This is a genomic window from Albimonas sp. (assembly GCF_055129145.1).
Genome location: NZ_JBSRTQ010000019.1, coordinates 17,012 through 43,394 on the forward strand (window position 1 = coordinate 17,012; position 26,383 = coordinate 43,394).

24 protein-coding genes are annotated in these 26,383 nt (G+C 71.9%); 12 read left to right on the forward strand and 12 right to left on the reverse strand.

Features of this window, described 5'->3' with window-relative positions:
* The first annotated feature begins 119 nt into the window (after positions 1-119).
* Complete coding sequence (locus ACTB72_RS05410; protein WP_463035963.1) at positions 120-2,129, forward strand: lytic transglycosylase domain-containing protein; 2,010 nt, start codon at positions 120-122, stop codon at positions 2,127-2,129.
* A gap of 103 nt (positions 2,130-2,232) precedes the next feature.
* Here ACTB72_RS05410 and ACTB72_RS05415 read toward each other — a convergent pair whose 3' ends face one another.
* The 7 genes from ACTB72_RS05415 to ACTB72_RS05445 all read right to left on the reverse strand — a co-directional run bounded on the left by ACTB72_RS05415 (position 2,233) and on the right by ACTB72_RS05445 (position 10,372).
* Positions 2,233-3,708 carry a pilus assembly protein TadG-related protein gene (locus ACTB72_RS05415; protein ID WP_463035964.1) on the reverse strand — a complete coding sequence of 492 codons (1,476 nt, stop codon included), beginning with the start codon at positions 3,706-3,708 and terminating at the stop codon, positions 2,233-2,235.
* 343 nt (positions 3,709-4,051) lie between these two features.
* A complete protein-coding gene (locus ACTB72_RS05420; RefSeq protein WP_463035965.1) occupies positions 4,052-5,467 on the reverse strand; it encodes a pilus assembly protein TadG-related protein in 1,416 nt (471 codons plus the stop codon).
* Complete coding sequence (locus tag ACTB72_RS05425; protein WP_463035966.1) at positions 5,460-5,861, reverse strand: TadE/TadG family type IV pilus assembly protein; 402 nt, start codon at positions 5,859-5,861, stop codon at positions 5,460-5,462. The genes ACTB72_RS05420 and ACTB72_RS05425 overlap by 8 nt, the downstream gene beginning before the upstream one ends.
* A gap of 360 nt (positions 5,862-6,221) precedes the next feature.
* Positions 6,222-6,959, reverse strand: a complete 738-nt coding sequence (locus ACTB72_RS05430) for a peptidase (protein WP_463035967.1) — start codon at positions 6,957-6,959, stop codon at positions 6,222-6,224.
* Between the two features lie 135 nt (positions 6,960-7,094).
* The gene (locus ACTB72_RS05435) at positions 7,095-7,961 is read right to left on the reverse strand and encodes a transglutaminase domain-containing protein (RefSeq protein ID WP_463035968.1); all 867 of its coding nucleotides are present in this window, start codon (positions 7,959-7,961) and stop codon (positions 7,095-7,097) included.
* Between the two features lie 13 nt (positions 7,962-7,974).
* Entirely contained in the window at positions 7,975-8,910 is a 936-nt protein-coding gene (locus tag ACTB72_RS05440) for an alpha-E domain-containing protein (protein WP_463035969.1), read from the reverse strand.
* 67 nt (positions 8,911-8,977) lie between these two features.
* Complete coding sequence (locus ACTB72_RS05445; RefSeq protein WP_463035985.1) at positions 8,978-10,372, reverse strand: circularly permuted type 2 ATP-grasp protein; 1,395 nt, start codon at positions 10,370-10,372, stop codon at positions 8,978-8,980.
* Positions 10,373-10,738: 366 nt separating this feature from the next.
* On the opposite strand from ACTB72_RS05445, the gene ACTB72_RS05450 reads away from it, so the two are divergent.
* The 6 genes from ACTB72_RS05450 (at position 10,739) to ACTB72_RS05475 (ending at position 16,427) form a co-directional block, all read left to right on the forward strand.
* A complete protein-coding gene (locus ACTB72_RS05450; protein WP_463035970.1) occupies positions 10,739-13,183 on the forward strand; it encodes a ligase-associated DNA damage response DEXH box helicase in 2,445 nt (814 codons plus the stop codon).
* A gap of 96 nt (positions 13,184-13,279) precedes the next feature.
* Positions 13,280-13,939, forward strand: a complete 660-nt coding sequence (locus tag ACTB72_RS05455) for an MliC family protein (RefSeq protein ID WP_463035971.1) — start codon at positions 13,280-13,282, stop codon at positions 13,937-13,939.
* Positions 13,936-14,481 (forward strand): GNAT family N-acetyltransferase, encoded by a 546-nt coding sequence (locus ACTB72_RS05460; RefSeq protein WP_463035972.1) that lies wholly within the window; start codon positions 13,936-13,938, stop codon positions 14,479-14,481. Before ACTB72_RS05455 ends, ACTB72_RS05460 begins: the two co-directional genes overlap by 4 nt.
* Before the next feature lie 126 nt (positions 14,482-14,607).
* A complete protein-coding gene (pdeM, locus tag ACTB72_RS05465) occupies positions 14,608-15,345 on the forward strand; it encodes a ligase-associated DNA damage response endonuclease PdeM (RefSeq protein WP_463035973.1) in 738 nt (245 codons plus the stop codon).
* A 49-nt stretch (positions 15,346-15,394) separates the two neighbouring features.
* Positions 15,395-15,838, forward strand: coding sequence for a PaaI family thioesterase (locus tag ACTB72_RS05470; protein WP_463035974.1), 444 nt, complete (start codon positions 15,395-15,397; stop codon positions 15,836-15,838).
* Positions 15,839-15,965: 127 nt separating this feature from the next.
* A complete protein-coding gene (locus ACTB72_RS05475) occupies positions 15,966-16,427 on the forward strand; it encodes a PaaI family thioesterase (protein ID WP_463035975.1) in 462 nt (153 codons plus the stop codon).
* Positions 16,428-16,442: 15 nt separating this feature from the next.
* On the opposite strand, the gene folD is transcribed toward ACTB72_RS05475, so the two are convergent.
* The 4 genes from folD to ACTB72_RS05495 form a co-directional block, all read right to left on the reverse strand.
* Positions 16,443-17,363 carry a bifunctional methylenetetrahydrofolate dehydrogenase/methenyltetrahydrofolate cyclohydrolase FolD gene (gene folD / locus ACTB72_RS05480; protein ID WP_463035986.1) on the reverse strand — a complete coding sequence of 307 codons (921 nt, stop codon included), beginning with the start codon at positions 17,361-17,363 and terminating at the stop codon, positions 16,443-16,445.
* A 16-nt stretch (positions 17,364-17,379) separates the two neighbouring features.
* On the reverse strand, positions 17,380-17,841 hold the full coding sequence (queF, locus tag ACTB72_RS05485; protein ID WP_463035976.1) for a preQ(1) synthase: 462 nt from the start codon (positions 17,839-17,841) through the stop codon (positions 17,380-17,382).
* Positions 17,842-17,854: 13 nt separating this feature from the next.
* Complete coding sequence (locus tag ACTB72_RS05490; RefSeq protein ID WP_463035977.1) at positions 17,855-18,388, reverse strand: hypothetical protein; 534 nt, start codon at positions 18,386-18,388, stop codon at positions 17,855-17,857.
* 156 nt (positions 18,389-18,544) lie between these two features.
* Positions 18,545-19,711: an NAD(P)/FAD-dependent oxidoreductase gene (locus ACTB72_RS05495; RefSeq protein WP_463035978.1), complete on the reverse strand. Its 1,167-nt coding sequence runs from the start codon at positions 19,709-19,711 to the stop codon at positions 18,545-18,547.
* A gap of 287 nt (positions 19,712-19,998) precedes the next feature.
* Here ACTB72_RS05495 and ACTB72_RS05500 point away from each other — a divergent pair, with 287 nt between their 5' ends.
* From ACTB72_RS05500 to ACTB72_RS05510, 3 genes are read left to right on the forward strand one after another with little or no spacing between them, the layout of a single operon-like run.
* A complete protein-coding gene (locus tag ACTB72_RS05500; RefSeq protein ID WP_463035979.1) occupies positions 19,999-20,637 on the forward strand; it encodes a uracil-DNA glycosylase family protein in 639 nt (212 codons plus the stop codon).
* Positions 20,634-21,737 (forward strand): alpha/beta fold hydrolase, encoded by a 1,104-nt coding sequence (locus tag ACTB72_RS05505; protein ID WP_463035980.1) that lies wholly within the window; start codon positions 20,634-20,636, stop codon positions 21,735-21,737. Before ACTB72_RS05500 ends, ACTB72_RS05505 begins: the two co-directional genes overlap by 4 nt.
* Complete coding sequence (locus ACTB72_RS05510; RefSeq protein WP_463035981.1) at positions 21,730-22,578, forward strand: SseB family protein; 849 nt, start codon at positions 21,730-21,732, stop codon at positions 22,576-22,578. The genes ACTB72_RS05505 and ACTB72_RS05510 overlap by 8 nt, the downstream gene beginning before the upstream one ends.
* Before the next feature lie 83 nt (positions 22,579-22,661).
* On the opposite strand, the gene ACTB72_RS05515 is transcribed toward ACTB72_RS05510, so the two are convergent.
* Entirely contained in the window at positions 22,662-22,916 is a 255-nt protein-coding gene (locus ACTB72_RS05515; protein ID WP_463035982.1) for a DUF3253 domain-containing protein, read from the reverse strand.
* Between the two features lie 274 nt (positions 22,917-23,190).
* On the opposite strand from ACTB72_RS05515, the gene ACTB72_RS05520 reads away from it, so the two are divergent.
* Together ACTB72_RS05520 and ACTB72_RS05525 are read left to right on the forward strand one after the other, a co-directional pair.
* The gene (locus tag ACTB72_RS05520) at positions 23,191-25,491 is read left to right on the forward strand and encodes a xanthine dehydrogenase family protein molybdopterin-binding subunit (protein ID WP_463035983.1); all 2,301 of its coding nucleotides are present in this window, start codon (positions 23,191-23,193) and stop codon (positions 25,489-25,491) included.
* A 19-nt stretch (positions 25,492-25,510) separates the two neighbouring features.
* Positions 25,511-26,332 carry a metallophosphoesterase gene (locus ACTB72_RS05525; RefSeq protein WP_463035984.1) on the forward strand — a complete coding sequence of 274 codons (822 nt, stop codon included), beginning with the start codon at positions 25,511-25,513 and terminating at the stop codon, positions 26,330-26,332.
* The last annotated feature ends 51 nt before the right edge of the window (positions 26,333-26,383 follow it).

Below are 26,383 nucleotides of genomic sequence, written 5' to 3' on the forward strand. Positions count from 1 at the left end.
CGCAGGGCGGGACGCGCTTCCCAAACGCCTCCTGCCCAGCCGCCCCGCGCCGTGCTAACATGCCGCCATGGGACAGCTGGCGCAGACCGGCGACCCGAGGCGAGATAAGGCGAGCACACATGATTTACGTTCGGCGCGACCGCCGGACCACGCGGCAGCGCGCGGTCGTGGCGATTCTGTTATCGTTGGCGGCGGCCGTCTTCGCGCCGCCCTGGACCGGCGCGCAGGCGCAGAACCTGCCGACGGCGCGCGACGCCGCCCGCCTCGCGCCCGCGCTGGACGCCGTCAAGCGCGAGGACTGGGGCTCGGCCCTGTCGCTGGCGCGCACGCTGGGCGAGCCGTCGGTGGTCGACCTGGTGCTGTGGCGCATGCTGTCCGACGAGGCCGGCGGCTGGTTCGATTACGCCGATTTCCTCAAGCGCAACGAGGACTGGCCCGGAACCAACCGCCTGCGCCGCCTCGCCGAGGAGCGCATGCCCCCCGATCTGCCCGGCGCCCAGGTGGAGGCGTTCTTCGCCGGACGCGCGCCGCAGACCGGCGCCGGCGCCGTGCGGCTCGCCCACGTGATGGCCCGCAACGGTCGCAAGGCCGAGGCGACGGCCCAGGCCGTGCGCGCCTGGACCGAGCTGTCGCTGACCCCGTCCGAAGAGCAGGCCCTGCTCGCCGGCTGGGGGGGCGAGCTTTCCAAGCACAACGCCCAGCGGCTCGACATGCTGCTGTGGCGCGGGCTCTCGGGCGAGTCCGAGCGGATGTTCGCGCGGGTCGACGCGGGGCTGGTCGCGCTCGGCCGCGCCCGGCTGGCGCTGCGCCGCGGCGAGGCCGGGGTGGACGGGCTGATCGCGCGCATCCCCGCCAACCGCGCCGAGGACGCCGGCCTCGCCTATGAGCGCTTCCGCTGGCGCGAGGCGAAGGGCCTGGAGTCGGGGGCGGAGGAGCTGATCCTGCAGCGCTCCACCTCCGCCGCGTCGCTGGGTCGGCCGGAGCTCTGGGGGAAGGAGCGCATCGACATGGTGCGCGCCGCCGACCGGGCCGGACGCGCCCGCGTCGCCTATCAGCTCGCGGCGAAGCACTTCATGAAGGCCGATGACGGCTACGACTACGCCGACCTCGAATGGCTGGCGGGCTGGATCGCGCTGCGCAAGCTCAACGATCCCGCCTCGGCCGAGGCGCATTTCGCCCGCTTCACCGCCGCCGTCGGCTCGCCGATCAGCCTCGGGCGCGGCTATTACTGGCTGGGCCGGGCGCGGGAGGCCAAGGGCGACAAGAGGGGTGCGGGCGACGCCTACAAGGAAGGCGCGCGCTGGCAGACCAGCTTCTACGGCCAGCTCGCGGCCGAGCGCGGCGGGGTCTCCGGCGACCCGACGCTGGCGGGGCTCGCTCCGCCGACCGACTGGCGCTCCGCCGCCGTGCTGCAGACCAGCCAGGTGCGGGCGGCGGTGCTGCTGCACTATGCGGGCGAACGCAGCCTGTCGCACCGCCTGATGAGCAACGCGGCCGGCGAGGCGCGCAATCCCCGCTCCCAGGCCGCGCTCGGCCAGTTGGCGCTGGAGCTCGACCGCCCGGAAGTGGCGGTGCGGGTCGGCAAGGCCGCGGCGTCCGACGGGGCGGTGCTGCCGAACTACTACTACCCGGTGATGGACCTCGCGCAGGCTTCGGGCCCGATCTCGCCGTCGCTGGCGCTGTCGATCGCGCGGCAGGAAAGCGAGATGAACCCTGAGGCGATCAGCAACGCCGGGGCCCGCGGGCTGATGCAGCTGATGCCGGGCACGGCGCAGCTGGTCGCCCGACGGCTGGGCATCGGCTACGACCTCGGCGCGCTGACCCGCGACTGGCGCTACAACGCACGGCTGGGCACCGACTACCTGGCGGGGCTGGTCAGCGACTTCAACTCGCTGCCGATGGCCGCCGCCGGCTACAACGCCGGCCCGGGCCGCGTGCGCCAGTGGATCGAGCGTTACGGCGACCCGCGCACCGGGAGCGTCGACATGATCGACTGGATCGAGACCATCCCCTTCGACGAAACCCGCAACTACGTGCAGCGGGTGATGGAGGGGCTGCATGTCTACGACGCGCGGCTGAGCGGCAAGGTGAAGGCCCCGATGCTGACCGCGCGGCTCGCGCGCCCCTGAAGGGCGGGCGCCCCGCCGAAAACGCCGGACCGAACGCGAACGGGCCCGGATGCGTCGCATCCGGGCCCGTTTCGCATCGCCCCCTAGCCTCGCAGCCCCCGGCCTAGCGCACCAGAGACCCGGCGAAATTGACGTTCGCCTCGTCCTCCACCACGATCGTTTCGTAATGCCCCGACATGTCGACGTCGCACCCCGCGAGGATGATGTCGCCGCCCATCTGCACGGTCTCGTGCGCCTCGACATAGATGCCGCCGGAATTCTTCATCGCCCCGCCCGGCGAGAAGGTCGGCGCCGCCGCCATCAGCGCATGGGTCCAGGACGAACTGCCCCAGCCGCCGAGCGAGATGGTCTTCTTGGAGAACAGATAGACGTCGAACTGCCCGTCGTCGCAGAAATGGTTCTCCTGCCCGTAGGAGACGTCGCCCGAGAAATTCAGCATCCCCTCGCCGAAGATCAGCACCTTGTCGAAGCGCAGCGCCGGCCCGCCGCCCACGCCGATCTGGCCCTTGGCGATGATCGCGACGTTCTGCGCATCCACCCCGCCCGCGAGCTGCATGCCGTGATTGACCACGTAGATGGTGTGGGGCTGCAGGTCGCCCGGCTGCACCGTCCACCACCACTGATTGATCGGCACCACATTGGCGTAACCCGCCTCGTTGTAGACGAAGTCGGGGATCAGCGGCCCGGAATAGGTGGAGATCCCGCTGTCGTAGATCGCCGTCCAAAGATCCTCGAACATATCGTCGAGCTTGGGCAGGACCTTCGCCTCCAGTTCCACCGGCGTGTCGACCTTGACCTCGGCCTCGGTGGCCGAGCCGGCGTCGACATGGCCGATGGTGATGGTGTTGGGATCGTTGGCGCTGACCCGCACGTCGGCGGTGAAGTTGCTCGACCCGCCGAAATGCACCCCGGTGTCGCCATGGATGCAGATGCCGTCGGACAGGTCGTCGTTGCCGCCCATCTGCAGCGAGCTTTCGGACATGATCAGCCCGCCGCCGCACAGGTCGCCCCTCGGGCTGGAGGAGACGGGGCGCGCGATGGCGGTGGAGGACGCGGCCACCGTCCAGCGATCGGCGCTCATCAGGCCCAGCAGGAGGGTGGGCACCGGAAAACCGCCGTCGTCGCCGCGTTTGGCGGTGACGCGCACGGCGTTGTAGGGCGGCGGATCGGTGGTGACGAAGCTGGCGGTGTCGGCCTGCCAACGGCCCAGCTGGATCAGCGTCACGGGCATCACGTCGCCGTTGTCCGAGGCGGGCATGTTCAGCTCGGCCAGCTGCTTCGCCGCCGCGCGGGCCTGTTCGGGATTCTCGATCCGCAGCACCGCGGCGAGGGCCGCGGCGTCGGCCGTGGCCTGCAGCTGGGCGCGCACCCGATAGGCGTTGGCCACGTCGACCGCGACGCCGAGCAGGGTCATGAACATGACCAGCCACATCATCGACATGATGGCGCCGGATCCGTCCCGGTCGGCCCAAAGTCGCGTGAGATGAACGACCGCGGCAGGTCGCGCCGCAGGGGCCCGGGCCCGGTCGGACGCGCCGCAGCAGGCGCCACGCAGCCCGAGGCGTCTGAAGACGCGCATGAAACACTCCCGAACCTGACGCTACGCACAACACCGATACGGATCGCACCCCCATACGGAAAGCGGGGCGCGGAGAAGAGCCGCTCGGTCGTCCGACGCGGCGGCGGCGCGAAACGCGAGAGCGCCTCCATCGGACCGGATGTCAGCACGCTAACGGCTATGATGGAATGTTCAAGGATTCATTCATCTGGCGATCAGGTCGTCATGACCCGTTCGCCGCGGAGGGGGCCGCGTCTTCGGACCCGTCCTCCCCCCCTCGAAACGAAGGCCGCGCCGCCCTGCAAGCGACGCGGCCAACAGCCCGCAACACGGTGGAGGGATCCCTCGGGTTCCGGGCGTCGGTTCAGCGCACGAGCGCGGCGCCGTAGCTGGCGGCGGAGGCGTCGTCCACCGTGATGGTCTCGTAATGCCCGACCATGTCGCCCTCGCAACCCTGAAGCCGGGCGGCGCCGCCGATCTGCACCTGGTCGCGCGCCTCCACATAGATCCCGCCGCCGTTCTTGAACGCGCCGCCGGGGTGGAACTGCGGAGCCGCCGCCATGAACGCATGAGTCCAGGCCTGGGGGTTGGAGCCGCCGAGCGACACGCGGGTCTTGGAGAACATGTAGACGTCGTATTTCAGGTCGTCGCAGTAGTGCTCCGCCTCGCCATAGGACGCGGATCCGGAGAAGTTCAGATCGCCCTCGCCGAAGATCAGCACCTTGTCGAACACCAGGTTCGGCCCGCCGCCCATGCCGATCTGGCCCTTGGCGACGATGGCGACGTTGCGCGCGTCGACGTTCCCGGCAAGCTGCATGCCGTGGTTGACCATGTAGATGGTGTTGGGCTGCAGGTCGCCCGGCTGCACCGTCCACCACCATTGATCGATCCGCACCACATTGGCGTAGCCGGCGCCGTCGTAGACGAAATCGGGGATCAGCGGGCCGGAATAGGTGGCGACGCCGCTGTCGTAGATCTCGGTCCACAGCGCTTCGAACATCTCGTCGAGCCGGGGGAGGATCTTGGCCTCCATATGCACGGACGCGTCGATCTTCACCTCCGCCTCTGTCGCCGAGCCCGCCACGACATCGCCGATGACGATGTCGTCGGGATCGAAGGCGCTGATCCGCACGTCGTCGCCGAAGAAGCTGGCGCCCCCGAAATGCACCCCGGTTTCGCCATGCACGCAGACGCCGTCGGTCAGCGTGTTGCCGCCGCCCATCTGCAGGTCATGTTCGGACATGATCAGCCCGCCGCCGCAGACATGGGCCGCGGGGCCGGCGGAGGTCGGCCGGTAGACGGCTGTGGAGGATGCGGCGACGATCCAGGTCTTGTTGTTGAGCAGCCCCAGCAGGAACGTCGGCACCGCGATGCCGCCGTCGTCGCCGCGCTTGGCGGTGACGCGCACCGCATCGTAGGGGCCCTCGTCCCCCTTCACGAAGCGGCCCGCGTCCGGCTCCCACCGACCGAGCTCGACCAGCGCGAGCGGCACCACATCGCCGTTGACGTCGACGGGCATGTTGATGCGGGCGAGCTGCTGGGCCGCGGCGCGGGCCTGGTCGGGGTCGCCGATGCGCAGGATCGCCGCCAGCGCCGCGGCGTCGGCGGTGGCCTGCAGCTGGGCGCGCACCCGATAGGCGTTGGCCACGTCGACCGCCACGCCGGCGATCATGATCAGCCCGGTCAGCCAGATGATCGAAAAAACGGACGCGGCGCCGGACTCGTCGCGCCACAGGCGTCGCCGTTTCGACGCCGGAACCCGGCCGGTCGGGTCAGCCATTGGTCGAGGATTCGTCGACCATCGTCACCGATGCGCCCAGCGAATTGTCCTCCGCAAGGAATGCGCTGAAAATCACCACATCGGAATAAGGCATGTTGAGCGTTGCGGTCACGAAGCCGTTCTGCACGGTGACGGTGACGCGGCTCTCGTCGGTGGAGTTCATCTGGCGCAGCGCGAAGGCCTTGGCTTCGGCTTGCGAGGACACGCCCATCGACACGGCGCGCGAAGCGGAGCGCGCGACGTCGATCATCTGGGTCTGCTTGTGCATCAGGAGGGTGGCGTCGGTGGCGGCGCAGAACACCATGAAGAATATGGGGAGCCAGAGCACGAACTCGACGGTCGCGGACCCGGACTCGTCGCGCCGGAACGCGGACATGCGCCGAATGACGCTCATGTTGTCCTCCAGGACACGCTACGCACCATCCGAAAACGACGTTCGTCCGTTCTACGCAGGACGATCCTTGTTCATCTTCGGGACGATCGACCCACGAGGCTCCCAACGGCGGGATTCGTCGCAATCACCTGCATTCATACTAGGCTGTTTTCGAATTTGGACAAGGTATCCGATTCGGGGCAGGCCCTTCGCAACAGGGCGTTTTCCGGCCGCGGCGGGGGGCGCGAAACCCCTCCATATCCGGTCGTTTCGGCCTTTCCGGGGTCCGGAAGCCGGCGCGCGGGCCGGTTGCCGGATGAAATCGCGGCGCGGCGCGGCGCGATCGGCGGCGTGGCTGACCTGCGCTCCGGCGACGCAGGGTCAGAACACGATCTCGGGCAGGCGCTCGAACGCGTCGCGCAGCGATTCGCTCCAGGCGCCGGAGACCTTGCCGAATTCCGGGTCGTCCTGCTCCATCCGTCGGCGCACGCCGAAGCGCAGGCTGCCCGCCTCCATCACCGCCAGATCGAGCGGCATGCCCACCGAGAGGTTGGAGCGCAGGGTGGAATCCATCGACACGAACGCCGCCTTCAGCGCCATCGGCAGCGGGGTCGACGGCTCGATCACCCGGTCGAGGATCGGCTTGCCGTATTTGTGCTCGCCGATCTGGAAGAACGGCGTGTCCTCGGTCGCCTCGATGAAATTGCCGGCCCCGTAGATCAGGAACAGCCGCGCCCGCCCGCCCTTGCGCTGACCGCCGAGGATGATCGAGGCGCCGGTCCCGGCCCCCGCCTCCTCCAGCCGCTCGCGGTAGCGGCGCTGCTGGGCGGCCATCTCGTCGCCGACCAGTTGGGCGGCGCGGAACATGGTCTCGCAGGTCAGGATGCTTTCGACGTCCTCGCCGGCCTCGGCCCGGGCGCAGGCCCCGTTCAGCGCGGTGATGACCCCCTGCGTGATCGACAGGCTGCCCGCGGTCATCGCCACCAGGGCGCGCTCGCCCTCCCGCTCCCAGGTGAACATCTTGCCGAAGCGGGAGATGTTATCCAGCCCGGCATTGGTGCGGGTGTCGGACAACATCACCAGTCCGGCGTCCAGGCGCAGTCCGACGCAATAGGTCACGGCAGGGTCCCCCTCGGGTCCGGGGCGCCGGCAGGGCGCCCGAGTCGCGCGGGGGATACAGGGCCGGGCGGCGGAAGTCATCCGTCGGCGGGGCCCGCGGCCCTGCTGACCGCCGGGAACGCGCCGGACGGGGCCTTACTGCTGGCTCTGGCTCTGGGCCGCGGGCTCCACATTGACCTCGGCGGTCAGCGTCGTCTCGCTCTGCCCGGTGATCGAGCCGCGGATCGGGGCGGCCTCGTTGGCGTCGAGCCCGGCGATCAGGCGCACATAGCCCTCGGTCGGGCACATGTCGTTGGACGGATCGAAGCCGACCCAGCCCAGCCCGTCGATGAAGGCCTCGGCCCAGGCGTGGGTTTCGCTGAGCTCGTCCTTCTTCATCTTCTCCTCGTCCTCGTCATCCTCCTCGGACGGCTCGACCAGCAGATAGCCCGACACGTAGCGCGCCGGCACGCCGAGCGAGCGCGCGGCGGAGATGAAGACATGCGTGTGGTCCTGGCAGACCCCGGCCCCGAGCGCGAGCGCGCGGGCGGCGGTGGTGTCGGCCTCGGTGACGCCGGAGCGATAGGCGATGGCCGCGTGCACCGCGTTGCAGAGCGCATGCATCACCGCGAGCGTGCCATCGTCGCCCTTGTCGGCGGCGACGGTGGCGGCGAGCTCGCAGATCGCGTCGTCAGGCCTGGTCAGCGGCGTGTCGCGCAGGAACACCCCGGCGGCGCGGGCATGGCCGAGACCGCGGACCACGCCGGCGGTGTCGGTGGTGTCGATCTCGCCCTCCGCCACGATCTCGACCGCGCCGATGGGATCATGCGCGTGCCAGAGCGCGAGCGCGTCGCCGAAATCGTCGGTCAGAAGCGGCGTGACCGCCTCGCCGTTGACGGTGACCTTCCAGCCGGGCGCGGACTGCCCCTCATAGGCCGAGGGCCACAGGCGCAGCCGCAGCGCCAGGCGCAGGGCGGCGGGCTCGTATTCGTAGACCGTGCGGTGACGGATGCTCAGGCGCATCGGGACGGTCCCCTCAGAAATGATAGGCTTGTTTGATCTCGACCGACAGGCGGGCGGTCACCGCCAGCGCGTCCGAGACGAACTCGTGCAGGCCCTGCTTGAACAGCTCCCCCATGCCGGCGCTTTCCAGCCGCTCGATCATCGCCTGGGCGGTGTCGTGGCACGGATGGGTCTGGCCGTAGCGCCGGGCGATGTGATCGAGATGCCAGCCCATCTGCCGGTAGCAGTGCGACAGCGAGCGGGGGAAGGCCTTGTTGAGCAGCAGGAAGTCGGTGATCTGCCAGGGCGCGTAGTCGCCGCGATAGACATGGTGGAAGGCCCGCGTCGCCGAGGTGGCGTGCAGCACCGAGGTCCACTGATGGTGATCTCGCCCGCCGCCGACCACGTCGGTTTCGGGCAGCAGCACGAAATATTTCACGTCGAGCAGGCGCAGGATCATGTCGGCGCGCTCGATGAACCCGCCGATGCGCATGAAGTCCCAGCCATCGTTGCGCAGCATCGAGGTCTCGGCCGCGCCGCGCAGCAGGTTGGCCCGCTTCTTGGTCCAGTCCAGCAGCTCCGGCAGCTCCCGGCGCAGGGTCTGGGCGTTGCCGTCGACGCTTTCCAGCTTGCGCCAGTCGTCGTTCAGCGTCTCCCACATCTCGCGGGTCAGGGCGGTGCGCACCGCCTTGCCGTTGATCCGGGCGCCGGCGAGGCAGGCGCGGATCGAGGACGGGTTGTCGGGGTCGAGCACGAGGGATCGCGCCGCGGCGACCTCGGTGATCCGCTCGTCGTCGTCGAAATGATGGGCGGAGCCGCAGGAGGTGACGACGGAGCGCCACTCGTCACGCTCCCCCGCGCCCGGCAGCATCGCCATGCGCTGACCCATCTCCATCAGGCGGGCGGTGCTTTCCGCGCGCTCGACATAGCGGGCCATCCAGAACAGGTTCTCCGCGGTCCGGCTCAGCATCCGATGGCTCCCTGGCGCTTGGCCGGTCGAGGGTTCGCTCCGCGGGTTTCTCCGGGATCGGGGGCGCTCATTCGCTCAGCACCCAGGTGTCCTTGACCCCGCCGCCCTGCGACGAGTTCACCACGAGGCTGCCCTCGCGCATGGCCACGCGGGTCAGGCCGCCGGGGACCAGCCGCATCTCCTGCCCCACCAGGCAGTAGGGGCGGAAATCGACGTGCCGTCCCCCGACGCCCGAGGGCGTGAGGGTCGGCGTCGCCGACAGGTCCAGCGTCGGCTGGGCGATGAAGTCGGACGGGTCGGCGAGGATCCGCTTGGCGTAGTCCTCCCGTTCCCGCTGGGTCGACCGCGGGCCGATCAGCATGCCGTAGCCGCCTGAGCCGTGGACTTCCTTGACCACCAGCTCCTCGAGATGCTCGAGCACGTATTTGCAGCTGTCGGTCTCGGCGCAGCGCCAGGTCGGCACGTTGTCGAGGATCGGCTTTTCGCCGAGATAGAAGCGGATCATGTCCGGGACGAAGGTGTAGACCGCCTTGTCGTCGGCCACGCCCGCGCCGGGGGCGGAGCAGAGCGTCACGCCCCCCGCCCGGTAGGCGTCGAAGAGGCCGGGCACGCCGAGCAGGCTGTCGGGGCGGAAGGCGAGCGGGTCGATGTAGTCGTCGTCGATCCGCCGGTAGATCACGTCGACCCGCTGCGGGCCGCGGGTGGTGCGCATCCACACAAGGCCGTCGTCGACGAACAGGTCCTGCGGCTCCACCAGCTCGACGCCCATCAGGTCGGCGAGGAAGGAGTGCTCGTAATAGGCCGAATTCAGCGGCCCGGGGGTCATCACCACGCAGGTCGGGTCGCCCTTGCAGGCGGACGGCGCGACCTCTTCCAGCGTCTTGAGCAGCGCGTCGGGGTAGTCGTCCACCGGCTCCACCCGGCCGCCGTCGAACAGCTCGGGGAACATGCGCATCATGATCTCCCGGTTCTCCAGCATGTAGGAGACGCCGGACGGCGTGCGGCAGTTGTCCTCCAGAACCTGGAAGTCCTTGGGCCCGGTGCGCACGATATCGATGCCCACGATGTGCGAATAGACCCGGCCCGGCGGCTCGATCCCCATCATCTCCGGCAGGAAGGCCGAGTTGCGGTAGACCAGCTGCGAGGGGACGATGCCGGCGCGCAGGATCTCGCCGCGATGATAGACGTCGTAGAGGAAGGCGTTGAGCGCGCGGGCCCGCTGGCGGATGCCGCGGTCGAGCCGGCGCCATTCGGCGGCCGAGAACACCCGCGGGATCAGGTCGAAGGGGATCAGGCGCTCCGGGTCGCCGCCTTCGCCATAGACGGCGAAGGTGATGCCGATGCGCCGGAAGATGGCCTCGGCCTCTTCCGAGCGGCGGTTGAGCAGCTCGACGCCGCTCGCTTCCAGCCATTCGGCGATGCCCGCATAGGGCTCGCGCAGCTTGCCGTCCGATCCGGACATCTCGTTGAACACGGTCCGTCCCCCTCATGGCCGAGGCCCCGGGCAAGCGGGGCGGCGGCGCAGGTGATTGCCTCTCGATCAGAAACGGATGGCCTGCCGAGGTCAAGGGCGGCGCGGGGAAACTTGGCGGAACGCGCCGTGGCGCCGCAGGGGCGCGCTGCGGCGGATGCGGGCGGGGGCGGGCCGGAGGCCGCATCGGGCCCTGGCCCCACGCCGGCTTTGCATGCCGCGGGCCGGGATCCGGCGCCATTCCGGCCGCGGTCCGGGGCGCGGCGCCTGCGAAACGGGCAATCCGCCGGCGAAGCGGACGCCCGGCGCGTTCACCGCCTGTTCCCGTCGTCGCCCGGCCCCGCTATGCTCCGCCCCATGGACGCCCCGCTCCCTCCCGCCACCCATCCCATCGGCCTGCCGCCGCGCTTCGCCGACTGGTTCGCCCGGCGGGGCTGGGCGCCGCATCCCCATCAGCTGGACCTGCTCGCCTCCGCCCGCCCCGGGGGCGCCGACCTGCTGGTCGCCCCCACCGGCGGCGGCAAGACGCTGGCGGGATTCCTGCCGACCCTGGTGGCGCTGGAGGGGGATCCGCCGAAAGGCCTGCACACGCTCTACCTCTCGCCCCTCAAGGCGCTGGCCGCCGACATCCGCCGCAACCTCGCCCGCCCGATCGAGGAGATGGGCCTGTCGATCCGGGTCGAGGACCGCACCGGCGACACCACCCAGACCGCGCGGCGCCGCCAGCGCGCCGACCCGCCGCATATCCTGCTGACCACGCCCGAAAGCCTCGCGCTGCTGCTGTCCTACGAGGACGCGCCGCGGATTTTCGCGGGCCTGAAGCGGGTGATCGTCGACGAGGCGCACGCGCTGGCGGAGTCGAAGCGCGGCGATCAGCTGGCCTTGCAGCTCTCCCGCCTGCGGGGGCTCGCGCCCGGCCTCTCCATCGTCGGGCTATCGGCCACGGTCGAGGATCCGCCGGCGCTCGGCCGCTGGCTCTCGCCCGCCGGCTGCCGGGTGCTGCTGGCCGATCCGGGGCCGGAGCCGGATATCGGAATGCTGGAGACGGAGGCCCCGCCCCCCTGGTCAGGCCAGGGCGGGCGTCATGCGGCGAGCGCGGTCATGGACCTGATCCGCGCCCATCGCATCACCCTGGTTTTTCACAACACCCGCGCCCAGGCCGAGCTGTTCTTCCAGGCCCTTTGGAACGTCAACGACGACGCCCTGCCCATCGGCATCCACCACGGCTCCCTCGACCGCGAGGCGCGAAAACGGGTCGAAGCTGCGATGGCCGAGGGGGCGTTGCGCGCCGTCGTCTGCACCGGGTCGCTCGATCTCGGCATCGACTGGGGCGACGTCGACCTGGTGGTGCAGGTCGGCGCGCCCAAGAACGTCAAGCGGCTGGTCCAGCGCATCGGGCGGGCCAACCATCGCTACAACGCCCCCTCGCGCGCCCTGATCGTGCCCGCCAACCGCTTCGAGGTGCTGGAGTGCCGGGCGGCGCTCGACGCGGTGCTGGACCATGACCTCGATGGCGACGACGTGCGTCGCGGCCCGCTCGATGTGCTCTGCCAGCATATCCTCGCAACCGCCTGCGCGGGGCCGTTCGAGGCCGGGGCGCTTTTCGACGAAATCAAATCCGGCGCCGGCCCCTATGCCGACCTCACCCGCGCCGCCTTCGACGACTGCCTCGAATTCTGCGCCACCGGCGGCTATGCGCTGCGCGCCTACGACAAGTGGAAACGCCTCGCCGAGGGGCCGCCGGGAACCTTCCGCCTGCGCGACCCGCGGGCGTCGCGCACCATCCGGATGAATCTCGGGACCATCGTGGGGACCGAGACGCTTTCCGTCCGCCTCGGCGGTCGCGGCTTCGGCGGGGCCAAGCTGGGCGAGATCGAGGAGGATTTCGCCGCCACCCTCGCCCCCGGCGACACCTTCCTGATCGGCGGCGAGGTGGTGCGCTTCGAAGGGCTGAAGGAGATGACCATCATGGTCTCCCGCGCCCCGGGCCGTCAGCCCAGGATCGCGGTGTTCGGGGGCTCGAAGCTCTCGACCTCCACCCTGCTGTCGAACCGGGTGATGGACCTGCTGGAGGATCCCGACGCCATCCGCGCCCTGCCCGCCCATACCGCCGACTGGCTCGCCCTGCAGGCGGAACGCTCCGAACTCCCCTCCCGCCAGGGTCTTCTCTGCGAGACCTTCCCGCATTTCGGGCGGAAATACCTGGTGATCTACGGCTTCGCGGGGCGCAACGCGCATCAGACGCTGGGGCTGCTGGTCACGCGGCGGATGGAGACGGCGGGGCTGGGTCCGCTGGGTTTCGTCGCCAACGACTACGCGCTGATGGTCTGGGCGCTGGAGGAGGCGCCCGACCCGGCCGCCCTGCTCGACGCAGAAGGCCTGCGCGAGGGGCTGGAGGGCTGGCTCGGCGACAACGCGGTGATGAAGCGGACCTTTCGGGCCGCGGCGATCATCGCCGGGCTGATCGAGCGGAACCTGCCCGGCATGCGCAAATCCGGGCGGCAGGCGACGTTTTCGTCGGACATCCTCTACGACACGCTGCGCCGCTTCGACCCCGACCACCTTTTGATGCGCATCACCCGGGCCGAGGCGGAACGCGGCCTGGTCGATTTCGCCCGGATCGAAGCGCTCTGCGCCCGGGCCGCCGGGGCGGTGCGCGTGGTGCGGGCCGACCGGACGACCCCGCTCGCCGCCCCCCTGATGCTCGAGGTCGGCCGCGTGCCGATCAAGGGCGAGGGGCGCGAGCGGCTGCTGGAAGGCGAGGCGGCGGCGCTGATGGCGGAGGCGGGGCTGAAGGCCTGAGGCCCCGCGGCTCTGGCGCCGACTCTCATGCCGGTGCAGATTTGGCTCGCGGCCCGACCCGGCGCGGCGCGTCGCCGGAAGCGGAGGAGAACCGACATGACCCGCCCCATCGCCCTGACCTGCCTGCTCGCGGGGCTGACCCTCGCCGCCCCGGCGCGCGCCGCCGACGCCGGCCCCAGCTTCGACTGCGCCAAGGCCGAGCATGAGGCCGAGGTCCTGATCTGCGGCGACGCCCAGCTTGCGGCGCTGGACCGGGAGATCACCCGTCTCCACCGGCTCGCCGCCCGCGGCCTGCACATGGACGACGCCCGGCTGAAAGAGCTCAGGGCCGTGCAGCGCGGCTGGATCAAGGGCCGCGACGATTGCTGGAAGGCCGCCGATCCGAAGACCTGCGTGCGCGACGCGCAGGCCCTGCGCATCCACGCCCTGCGCGCCGGCTATCTCGACGCGCGCGCCGATGACGACGCCGGCGTCTCCACCGGGCCGTTCGTGGCCGAATGCCCGGGGCTCGACGCCGCGATGGGCCTGACCTTCATCGGGGTCGATCCGCCGGTGGTGGCGCTGGAATGGCGGGAGAACCGGATCGTGCTGCCGCTCGGCCCCACCGGCTCGGGCGCGCGCTATGCGGCGGAGGCGGGCTCGGCGGCGCCCTGGCTGGGGGAGGGCGAGATCATCTTCTGGGTCAAGGGCGACGAAGCGCGGTTCGAGCTGCCGGGCCGCGCGGCGATGACCTGCGGGATCGAGGAACCGGGATGAGCGGGGACGGCTACAGCCTGCGGCTGGCGCGGGCGGAGGACATTCCGGCGATGACCATGGTGATGGACCGCGCCATCGCCGGGCTGATGAACGACGTGCTCACGCCGCAGCAGGTGGCCGACAGCACCGCGATCATGGGCATGGATCCGCAGCTGATCGCGGACGGGACCTATCTGCTGGCCGAGGACGCGTCCGGGGCGGTGATCGGCTGCGGCGGCTGGTCGATGCGCCGGACCACGCATGGCGGCGGCCACAGCGCCGGGCGCGACGACGGGCTGCTGGACCCGGCCACGGAGCCCGCCCGGGTGCGGGCGATGTACACCGACCCCGCCCAGGCGCGCCGCGGGATCGGCCGGGCGATCCTGGCGGCGGCGGAGCGGGCGGCGGCGGCGGCGGGGTTTTCGCAGGGCGTGCTGGTCGCGACGCTGGCGGGGGCGCCGCTTTATCGCGCCGCCGGGTGGCGGGAGATCGAGCGGATGGAGGCGCCTGCGGTCGAAGGACGGACGGTGCCGGTGATCCGGATGGGCAAGACGCTGGCCTGAGGGGGAGACGGCGCGCAGGGGGCGTCGAGCCCCCTGCGCGCCGCGCCGGGCAAGGGCCCGGCGGGCGCTCCGCCCCAGCGTTTCCCTGTCTTGCCGCGGATCGGAACATTCCACTAACATCGCGCGATGAGCGACTCTCTTCCTTCGGCGCCCGATCTCGCCCCGGTCGGCCACGCCTTCGCGCTGGCGGGGGCGGCGCTGGTGGCGCGGCCCTCGGGCGCGCTGTGGTGGCCCGCCCGGCGGACGCTGATCGTCGCGGACCTGCATCTGGGCAAATCCGAGCGCCTCGCCCGGCGCGGCGGACCGCTGCTGCCCCCTTACGAGACGCCCGAGACGCTGGACCGGCTGGCAGCCGAGATCGCGGCGCTGGGGCCGGCCGACATCATCTGCCTCGGCGACAGTTTCGACGACCGGGCGGCGGCGGCGGGGCTCGACCCTGCGGCGCGGGCGCGGCTGGAGGCGATGGCCGCGGGGCGGCGCTGGACCTGGGTGGAGGGCAACCACGACCCCGGCCCCAACGGTCTGAGCGCCCCGGGCATGACCCAGGCGGCCGAGCTGCGCGCCGGGCCGCTGGTGTTTCGGCACATCGCCGCGGCGGAGGCGGAGGCCGGTGCGGGAGAGATTTCGGGCCACTACCATCCCAAGGCGCGGCTGCCGGGGGGCGGCGGGACGCGGCCCTGCTTCGTGCTGACCGCCGCCCGCCTGATCCTGCCGGCCTTCGGCCGCTACACCGGCGGGCTCTGCGCCCGCGACCCGGCCCTGCGCGCGCTCGCCCCCGCGGGCCTCGCCCTGCTGATCGGGGCGCGCGTGGCGCCCGCCCCGCTCGCCGCCCTGCGCCCCATCCCCCGGCTGACGCTCACCTGAACTGCCGCAACCGCCGCCGCCGAAGAACCGAACCGAACGGAGCCCCGCCATGCCCGACTTCACCCCTCGCGATCCGGACTGGGAAACGCGGATCCGCCATCTCTTCGCGCATCAGGGCATGATGGGGCATCTGGGGATCGAGATCGAAAGCCTCGCCCCCGGGACGGTCACGCTGACCGCCCCGATCCTGCCCGCGATCACCCAGCAGCACGGCTTCGCGCATGCGGGGCTCAGCTTCTCGGCTGGCGACACGGCGGCGGGGATGGCGGCGCAGTCGTTGATGGCGCCGGGTTTCGGGGTGCTGACCATCGAAATGAAGATCAACCTGCTCGCCCCCGCCCGCGGCCGGTCGATCCGCGCGGTGGGGCGGGTGGAGCGCGCCGGCCGCACGGTCACCGTGGTGCGCGCCGACGTGACGGCGCTCGACGACGGGCGCGAGACGCCGGTGGCGACGATGCTGGGCACGATGGCGGTGCTCGACGGGATGGTCTGAGGGGGGGGTCTGAGGCGAGCCCCCCTGCGGCGGATCGCGCGACGCCCCCGGAACCCTTCCGCCCGGGCTTGATGCGGGGGTGGAGGGCGGGTCTGCTGAGCCGCTCCGCCCCTATGGACCTCTCCGCATGACCTTCGACGCCCCGCCGACCCCGATCCCCCGCGACCCGGACTGGGAGGCTCGCGCCCGCGCCCTGTTCGAGGTCCAGAACATGATGCGCCTGCTCGGCTGGCGGCTGACCGCGCTCGCCCCCGGCGCGGCGGAGCTGGAAGCGCCGCTCGGCCCCGAGACCGCCCAGCAGCTCGGCCACGCCCATGCCGCGATGGCCTTCGCCGGCGGCGACACCGCGGCGGGGATCGCGGCCAGCACGATGCTCGCCCCCGGCGACGGCGTGGTGACGCTGGAGATGAAGACCAATTTCCTCGCCCCGGCGAACGGCGCGCGGATCGTGGCGCGGGGGCGGGTGGAGCGGGCCGGACGCACGATCATCGTGGTGCGCGCCGACGTCGACAGCATCGATGCGGGCGGGATCGCCACGCGGGCGGCGATCCTGCTGGGCACGATGGCGGTGACGCGCCCCCGGGGCTGAGGCCCCAGGCCCCCTTCAGAAAGCGAAGGCGGCGGGGGGCTCGAGCCCATGGATGCGGCAGGCGGCGGTGACGGTGTTGGCGAGCAGGCAGGCGATGGTCATCGGGCCGACCCCGCCCGGCGCCGGCGTGATCGCGCCCGCGACCTGAGCGGCCGAGGCGAAGTGGACGTCGCCCACGATGCGGGTCTTGCCCTCGCCGCGCTCCGGCGCGGGGATGCGGTTGATGCCGACGTCGATCACCGTGGCGCCCGGCTTGATCCAGTCGCCGCGGATCATCTCGGGCCGGCCCACAGCGGCGACGAGGATGTCGGCGCGGCGGCAGACGTCCTCGATGTCCCTTGTGCGGGAATGGGCGATGGTCACCGTGCAGCTCTCGCGCAGCAGCAGCTGGGCCATAGGCTTGCCCACGATGTTGGAGCGGCCGACCACCACCGCGTCGAGGCCCGAAAGACTGCCGAACTGGTCGCGCAGCAGCATCAGGCAGCCGAGCGGCGTGCAGGACACCATCGCCGGCAGCCCGGCGGCCAGACGGCCGACGTTGATCACATGGAACCCGTCCACGTCCTTTTCCGGCGCGATGGCGTCGATCACCCGGTCGGCGTCCATCTGCGGCGGCAGCGGCAGCTGCACCAGGATGCCATGCACGGACCTGTCGGCGTTGAGCCGGGCCACGATGTCCAGCAGCTCGGCCTCCGACGCGTCGGCGGGAAGCTTGTGCTCGAAACTCGCCATCCCCGCCTCGAGCGTCTGGCGGCCCTTGTTGCGCACATAGATGGCTGAGGCCGGATCCTCGCCCACCACCACCACCGCGAGCCCGGGGGTGACGCCCTGGGCGGCCAGCTTCGCCACCTCGACCCCGACCTGGGCGCGCAGCCCCTCGGCGAAGGCCTTGCCGTCGATGACCCGGGCGGCGCCGGCATGAGTGTTCGCGTCCATCATCGCCCGATCTCCTTCATCCGCGCCCGCGATAGGGCGCGACGCCCGGATCGGGCAGCCACAATCCGGCCGGCGGCGGGCCCGATTGCCAGAACACGTCGATCGGGATGCCGCCGCGCGGATACCAGTAGCCGGCGATGCGGATCCAGGTGGGCTTGGCGACGTCCGCGATGCGCTTGCCGATGGAGACGGTGCAGTCCTCATGGAAGGCGCCGTGATTGCGGAAGCTGGTCAGGAACAGCTTCAGCGATTTGGATTCGATCAGGAATTCGTCCGGCGCGTAGTCGATCACCAGATGGGCGAAATCCGGCTGGCCGGTCACCGGGCAGAGCGAAGTGAATTCCGGCGCGACGAAGCGGGCGAGGAACAGCTCCCCCCGCTGCGGGTTGGGCACGGGATCGAGCTGCGCCTCTTCGGGGGAGGCGGGCTGCTCGGTCGCGCGGCCCAGCGTGGTGATCGTGGCGAGATCGTCGGTCATCGCGCGGCCCCTCTCATTGCGGTTCGAAATTGATGCGGTGGGTCCAGGTGGCGCCGTCGGAGACGGTCAGGCTCTCGAAGCCCAGCAGCTTGAGCGCGTCGAAGAAGGTGGCCGACGCCTCCAGCCCCTGCCCGCGGAAAAGCGGCGTGGCGCGCAGCCCGTAGGTCAGCTGGGCGAGCACGGCGCGTGCGCGATAGATCGTGCGGAAGACCTCGTCGTCGAGCGCGATCATGATCAGGCGCTTCGAGCCGTCGCCCTTGGCGAAGAGCGCGAAGCGCGGTGTCTGGGCGGACCCCGCCTGGGCGCGGGCGATGGCGCCGACGAAGGCCTCGCGGTCGAGCCCGTCGCGGCGGGGGCCGGAGAGCATCGAGCGCTCGAAGGTCTCCTCCGAGGTGAGGGGCGGGTAGTAATAGCTCTCGGCGGGTTCCGCGGCGGAGAGCGGGGCGGCCCCGGCGGCGAGGACCAGCGCCAGCAGCGCGGGGACGGCGCGGCCGGATGCGGTCCGGCGAGGCCGGGCGGCCGGGATCGCGCAGGCTTGGTGATGCATGTCGGTCGCTCCCGTCATCGCCCCGCCCATGGCGCGGCCGGTCGGTGTCCGCGCCTCTCTTACGCCGGCGGGGGCGGCGCGGAAAGTCGGGCGAAGCGCCGCGTCGACGTCGCGCCGGCGGGCGCCCGGATAGGGTGGAGGGCGAAATGGTCGGGCTCAGGGGGCCGCGGGTCCGCCGGGGCGGCGGAACTCGGGCAGGGGCGCGTCGGCGGGGGGCGTGAATTCGGGGGGGAGGTCGGGGACGGGCGCGCCCGCCGCCATCGCCGCCGCGGACCGACCGCAGGCCGCCGCCACCCCCAGACCGATCTTGTAGCCGCCGGTGGCGAGGATCAGCCCCGGCGCGCCCGGGGCCGGCCCGATCACGGGCGAGGAGCTCGCCGCCCGCGGCCGCAGGCCGGCCCAGCGCGCCAGCACCGGGGCGCCGGCCAGCAAGGGGCAATGCCCCGCGGCCCGCGCCAGCAGGCGGTCGAGGGCGGCGTCGGTCGAAAGATCCTCGCGCCCGCCCTGCGAAGTCGCGCCCACCGCCACCGTGCCGTCGGCATGGGGCGTGATCCACAGGCCCGGCGCGCCGATCAGCGGCGCGCGCGCCGGCGCGCGGACCCGCAGCCGCGCCGCCTGACCCTGCACCGGGCCGCCGCCGAGCCTCGGGAACAGGCGCAGGGTGGCGGTTCCGGCGGCGAGAATGGCGGTGCGGGCGCGGATCTCTCCCCGTGCGAATCCCGCGGTTCCGGCCGACCAGCCGAGGAAGGCGCCCAGGTCGACGAAGCCCGCCCCAGCCACGGCGCAGCCCGCGCGCAGGGCGGCGAGCAGCGCCGGCGGGTCGATCCGCGCCGTCAGATGGTCATGCAGCGCGCCGTGGGCGGCGGGGGCGAGCCAGGCAGGATCCCAGGCCCCGCCGGGCGCCGGCCCGTCCAGCAGGCTCACCCCCGACCCCGCCCCCCAACGCGCCTCGCAATCCGCCACCCGGGCGACGGCATGGGCGCGCTGCGCCTCGGAGGTCAGCGGACTGAGGCGGCCAAGGCGGGCGTAGCCGGTGGCGAGGCCGGTCTCCGCCTCCAGCGCCGCGATGTCCGCCGCCAGGGCGTGCAGGGCGGCGAGCTGGAAAGCTTTCAGGTCCGTCCAGGGCTCGGCCAGATGGGGGGCGAGGGCGCCGACCGGGGTGGCGGAGGCGGCGGGGGCCACGCCCTCGCCCGCGATGGCGACGCGCAGGCCGAGGCGCAGCGCGGCGCGAGCCGACCAAAGCCCGAAGGCGCCGGCGCCGATGACCAGCAGGTCGAGGTCTTCGCCGTTGGCGGCGGGAGGGCGGGAGGGGGCGGGCGACATGGCACGCTGAATGGCCTGTGCGGCCCGCGCAGGCAAGGCCGGAAGCCGAATCCCGGCCGAGCGCCCCGCACCCGTGGGCAGGCCGTTCCCGAAGGCGACGGGCTGGCGCACGGCCCCGGACGATGAAGCGTCGCATCGCCTGCGGCGCCCGGAACGCGCGCGATCACGGAGAGGCGAGGCGACGCCGCCTCCGCCGGGTTGCGTCCCGGTCCATCGAAACCCCATCTTGAGCCCGCGCCCGCCCCATCCGCCGCCGAGGGCCGCGCCACGCAGGGAGAACCCGAAGCATGACCGGCGACAGGCCCGAGACGCGTCCCCTCCCCGCCGACCCGGTCGCCGCGGCGCCCGGCCCCCTGAGCCGCGAAATCGAGTCCTGCCGCGTCTGCGCCGACCGCTTCGCCGCCACCCGCACCGCGCATCGGCCCCGTCCGGTGGTGCGCCTGTCGGCGACCGCGCGCCTGCTGATCGCGGGGCAGGCGCCCGGCGCGCGGGTCCATGCCTCGGGCCTGCCCTTCGACGACCGCTCCGGCGACCGGCTGCGCGACTGGATGGGGATCGGGCGAGAGACTTTCTACGACGCCGCGCGCGTCGCCATCCTGCCGATGGGCTTCTGTTTTCCGGGCTATGACGCCAAGGGCGCCGACCTGCCGCCCCCGCCGGTCTGCGCCGCGTTGTGGCGCGCACGGGCGCTCGCGGCGATGCCGCAGGTGGAGCTGACGCTGCTGATCGGCCAGTATGCGCAGGGCTGGGCCCTGCCCGGCCGGATCTCGGTCACCGCGCGGGTCGCGTCCTGGCGCGAGGCGCCGCCCGGCGCCTTGCCCCTGCCCCATCCCTCGTGGCGGAATACCGGCTGGCTGAAGCGGAACCCCTGGTTCGAGGAGGAGCTGGTCCCATGGCTGCGCCATCGCGTGCGAGCGCTGACATGACCCGCATCGCCCGCCGTTCGCCCGGGCGGGCGATGCGGACGACCGCGTGGCTGGCGCTGGGGCTGACGCTCGCCGGGTGCGGGACGCCGGGGGGGCCGTTGCTCACGGCGGCCGAACTCCCGCCGCCCGGCGAAGCGCAGAGCATGACGCTTCCCGCCGCCGTCCCGGTCGGCGGGGCGGCGGCCGAGGACGACGCCGCCCCCGCGGAGGCGACGCGCGAGGACGGCTGGCTCGACCTCCCCGCCGGCCCGCTCGCCCTCACCCGCTGGCCCGCCCGAAACCCCCGCGCCGTGCTGCTGGCGCTGCATGGCTACGGGGACTATGCGCCGTCCACCTACGACCTCGCCGCCCGGCGCTGGGCCGCGGCGGGGATCGAGACCTTCGCCTACGATCAGCGCGGCTTCGGGCGGAACCCGTCGAACCGCCGTTGGCCGGGGCCCGAGGCGCTGGTGGCCGACCTGGAGGCCGCCGCCGCCCGCATCGCCGAGCGGCGGCCGGGCGTGCCGCTCTTCGTCGCCGGCCATTCCATGGGCGGGGGCGTGGCGCTGATCGCGGCGGGCGAGGGGCGGCTGCCGGGGGTGCGGGGGGTGATCCTGCTCGCCCCGGCGGTGTGGGGGGGCGACACGCTCAACCCCTTCTACCGCGCCTCGGCCTGGAGCATGGCGGCGATCGCGCCGGACATGCGGATCTCGCCCCGCCGCGCGCCGGTGCGGATCCGGCCGTCGGACAACATCCCGATGCTGATCGCCCTCTCCCGCGACCCGGTGCGCTTCGCCAACCCCTCGCCCCGCGAATTCATGGGGCTGATCCGGCTGATGGACCGGGCGGTGCTGGCCGCGCCCGGCGACGGGACGGACACGCTGGTGGTGATGGGCGCGCATGACGAGGTGGTGCCGGAAAGCACGGTGCGGCGCGCATACGACGCCTTGCCCGGGCCGAAGTCCTTCGCCTATGTGCCGACCGGCTGGCACATGCTGCTGCGCGATCTTCAGGCGGTCCGGGTCCATGACCTGGTGGCCGAGTGGATTGCGGCGCGCGCCCTGCCCGACGCGACCGGCGCGCAAGCGCCCGAACCTCAGGATACGAGCCGCCATGACTGACGCCCCCCTCGCCCTCCCCGAAGACGAGACCCCGCTCGACCGCGCCCTGCGCATGGCGGGGGGCGACGCGACAGACGGGCGGGCGGTGGACGCGCTGATGGGCACCGAGCTTCTGCTGCTGCTCGAAGCCCCGATGCAGGGCGACCGGCTGCGCCCGGTGATCCTGGAGCTGGAGGCGGGGCCGACCGCGCTCGCCTTCGACGCGGAGACCCGGCTCGCCGCCTTCGGGGCGGGCACGGATTACGCCGAACTCAACGGGCTGGCGCTGGCCCGGCTGCTGGGCGGCCAGGGGCTGAACCTCGCGGTGAACCCGGGCGTCGCGCCCTCCGAGCTTTTCCACGAAGCCGCGGCGCTGATCTGGATGGCGGAGTCGGCCGAGACCGAGACGCGGGCGGAAGCCGCGCGGGTCGGGCGGCTCGGGCCGCCCCGCGCCGCGCCCGAGGCGCTGATCACCGCGCTCGACGGGCGGCTGGCGGCGCTGGCGGGCTACCTTTCGGAGGCCTGGCTGGTGGAGGCCGCGCCGACCGAGGAGGCCGCCGCCCCGACCCTGCTGATGATCCTGCGCGAACGCCCGGGGCTCGACATGGAAGGCAAGAAGGCCTTGGACGCGGCGGCGGAGGCGCGGCGTCAGGCGATGGTCTCGGCGCTCGGCCGTTCCGCCCGGCTGGCGGCGCCCGAGGGCCCGGATTTCGCGACCATGTTCGTGGAGGAGAGCGCGCCGGCGCTGCAATCCGCGAGGCGCTTCGGCCTGGGGTTCGAGCTGCCCGAGCCGGCGGCCCCGCGCGCGTCGGATCCGTCGGCGCCCGGCATGGACCCCGACAAGCCGCCCATTCTGCGTTGAGCGACCGGGTCCGACGGGCGGGCCCGATCAGAAGGTCAGTGCATCGCCCGAAACGGGCGTCAGCTCATCGCCCGAAACGGGCGTCAATGCATCGGCCGGGACAGGCGGATGGGACCGTTGGCCGACAGGGCGTCGACCGCCTTGCCCGACTGGGTGACATGGATCAGCCCGTCGCGCTGCAGTCGACCTGCGACCTCGCGCACCCGCGTCAGCAGGGGGCGCCAATCCTCGGGCTTGAGCTGCCGCGCCACGTCCGAAGGACAGAAGCTGGGGCCCAACGTGCCGCTGCGGGCGAGTTCCAGAAGCGTTTCCGCGATTCGATCGTCGGTTGTCGTCATTATGATTCGCTCCTCCCTTGGGTCCATCGTATCACGCATGGCCGGGGAGCCATGACGTGCGGACCGACCCGGCATGGGCCCGCCTCCGCGGCAAGACGGATGGGCGGCGGGCTTGGCCGGATCCGTCATTTGGCCCAGCCCGCCCCTCAAAGCAAGCCGAAGCGCATCAGGCCGCGGGGCGGCGGCGGCCTCGGGCATGGACTTCGCGGCCTGCGGTTGTAGGGTTCGCACCGAAACCGGGTCTTCAGACCCGCCAGAATGACAGGGTGGATTCATGGAAAAGTTCGGCGTTTCCCAGCCCGTGCTCCGCAAGGAGGACGTCCGACTTCTCACCGGCGAAGGCCGCTATGTGGACGACATCGCGCCCGAAGGCGCGGCCCACGCCTTCTTCCTCCGCTCCAGCATCGCGCATGCCGACTTCGCGGCGCCTGACCTGAGCGCGGCGCGCGCCGCGCCGGGCGTGCTCGGCGTCTACGCGGCCGGCGATCTCGCCGGCAAGATGAAGAACTTCGTCAACGCCGGCCTGGTCAAGAACCGCGACGGCAGCAACGGCGCCGCCCCGGTCCGCCCGATCCTGGCCGAGGGCCGCGTCCGCTATGTGGGCGAGGCCATCGCCATCGTGGTGGCCGAGACCTTCGCCCAGGCCCGCGACGCCGCCGAGCTGATCGAGATCGACTTCGACGAGCTGCCCGCCGCCTGGTCCACCGCCGGCGCCTTCGACGAGCCCGAAGTGCATCCCGAGGCGCCGAAGAACGTGGCTTTCGACTGGGCCTTCGGCGACGAGGACGCCACCCGCGCCGCCTTCGCCGCCGCCGCCCATGTGGTCGAGCTGCCGCTGGTCAACAACCGGGTCATCGCCAACCCGATCGAGCCCCGCGGCGCCTGGGCCGAATGGGCGGGCGAGCGTCTGCACATCTCGACCAACGGTCAGGGCGTGTGGAACCTGAAGAACGAGATGGCCAAGAAACTGGGGCTCGAGGCCGATCAGGTCCGCGTCACCAATCCCGATGTCGGCGGCGGCTTCGGCATGAAGGCCTTCTCCTACCCCGAGCATTTCGCGGTGGGCTTCGCCGCGCGCGAGCTGAACCGTCCGGTGCGCTGGATGTCGGATCGCTCCGAAGGGATGATGACCGACGCCATGGGGCGCGATCACGTCACCACGGCGCGGGCCGCCTTCGACAAGGACCTGAAGCTTCAGGCGATCTGGTTCACGGTGATCGCGGGCCTGGGCGCGTATAATTCGCCCTTCGGCCAGTACATCCCGTCCGAGGTCGCCAAGAACGTGCTGCCCGGCGTCTATGACGTGCAGATCGGCCTCTTCGAAGTGAAGGGCGCCTACACCAACACCTGCCCGGTGGATTCGTACCGCGGCGCCGGTCGCCCCGAAGCGATCTACCAGATCGAGCGGCTGATGGAATTCTCGGCCCGCCAGCTCGGCGTAGAACCCGACGAGCTGCGCCGCCGCAACTTCATCGCCCCCGACAAGTTCCCCTACAAGACCCTGGTCGGCCAGCTCTACGACGTCGGCAACTTCGAGAAAGTCATGGACCGCGCGATGAAGGAGGCCGACTGGGCCGGCTTCGACGCGCGCAAGGCGGCGTCGGCCGCCAGGGGCAAGCTGCGCGGCCGCGGGATGGCGACCTATATCGAGTCGATCCTCGGCGCCCAGAACGAGACCGCCAAGATCGAGTTCGCCGACGATGGCGGCATCAACCTCTATGTCGGCACCCAGTCCAACGGTCAGGGGCATGAGACGGTCTACGCCCAGATCCTGCATCAGCGCTCGGGCCTGTCTTTCGACAAGATCCGCATCGTGCAGGGCGACAGCGACCTGATCGCCAAGGGCGGCGGCACCGGCGGCTCGCGCTCGGTCACCATGCAGGGCAACGCGATCAACGCGGCGTCCGACGAGATGGTGGAGCGGTTCCGGCCGCTGGCCGAAGAAGAGCTCGAGACCGCCGCCGCCGACCTGGTGTTCGAGGCAGGCGCCTTCATGGTCGCGGGCACCGACAAGGCGGTGACGCTGGAGGCGCTGGCGGAGAAGGCCCGCGCCAAGGGCATGATCGAGCTGCTGGTCCACGAGACCGAGAACGTGGTCCCCGGCCGGTCCTTCCCCAATGGCTGCCATATCGTGGAGCTGGAGATCGACCCCGACACCGGCACGCTGGCGGTGGACCGCTACACGATCGCCGACGATTTCGGGCTGCTGATGAACCCGGTGCTGGCCATCGGCCAGGTGCATGGCGGCGTCGCCCAGGGCCTCGGCCAGGCGGTGACCGAGCAGGTGGTCTACGACGAGACCGGCCAGCTGCTGACCGCGACCTTCATGGATTACGCCATGCCGCGGGCGACCGACATGCCCGAGATGACCTTCCACTCCGAGCCGACGCCCTCCACCGCCAACGCCATCGGCATGAAGGGCTGCGGCGAGGCCGGGACCGTCGGCGCGCTGGCCGCGGTGACCAACGCGGCGCTCGACGCGCTGACCCCGGCGGGGGTGGCGCATGTCGACATGCCGCTGACCCCGCAGCGGGTGTGGGGCTGGCTCTCGGCCGCGAAGATGGCCGCCGAGTGAGACGGGCCGGGGAGGGCGCATGACGGGCTTCTTCAGACGCCTGTTCGGCGGCGGCGACGGCAATGACGGGAAGAAGGGCGGGCGCAGGCCCGCCCGCAGTCCCCGCGCCTTCGACGCGCCGCTGGAGATCGACCGCCCGACCTACGCCATCGGCGACGTGCACGGGCGCGACGACCTGCTCGGTCGGCTGATCGCCACCATCGCGGCCGATGCGGCGGCGCGCGGCCACGGGGCCGACTGGCGGCTGATCCTGATGGGCGACTATGTGGACCGGGGCGACCATTCCGCCGCCGTGCTCGCCCGGATCCGCGGCCTGCTGGCCGGCGACGTCCCGGGCGCGGAAATCCACGCCCTGCGCGGCAATCACGAGGCGATGATGGCCGGCTTCGTCGCCGAGCCCGGCTCCGGCTCCCGCTGGCTGCGCAACGGCGGGCTGCAGACCATGGCGAGCTACGGCGTCGGCGGGGTGGATCTGACCCGCGAGGGCGCGGACCTCTCCCCCTACGCCGCCGCGCTCGGCCGCGCCGCCGCCGAGGATCTGGCGATGATCGCCGCCCTGCCGGTCTGGCTGCGCTTCGGCACGGTGCTGTTCAGCCATGCCGGCGCCGATCCCGACCTGCCGCCCGACATGCAGTCCGACCGGACCCTGACCTGGGGGACCTCGCGCTTCTTCCAGGGCGCGCGCAAGGACGGGCTTTGGTGCGTCTACGGCCACTACATCGTGGACGAGGCCCATGTCTCCCAGGGGCGGATCGGGGTGGATACCGGGGCCTATCATTCCGGCGTGCTTTCCGCCGTGCGGCTGGAGACCGGGGCGGAGCCCGCCTTTCTGACCACCTGAAGCCGCTCCCTTCCCCGCCGACATGAAAGCGGCCGCGCCCCCGGGGGCGCG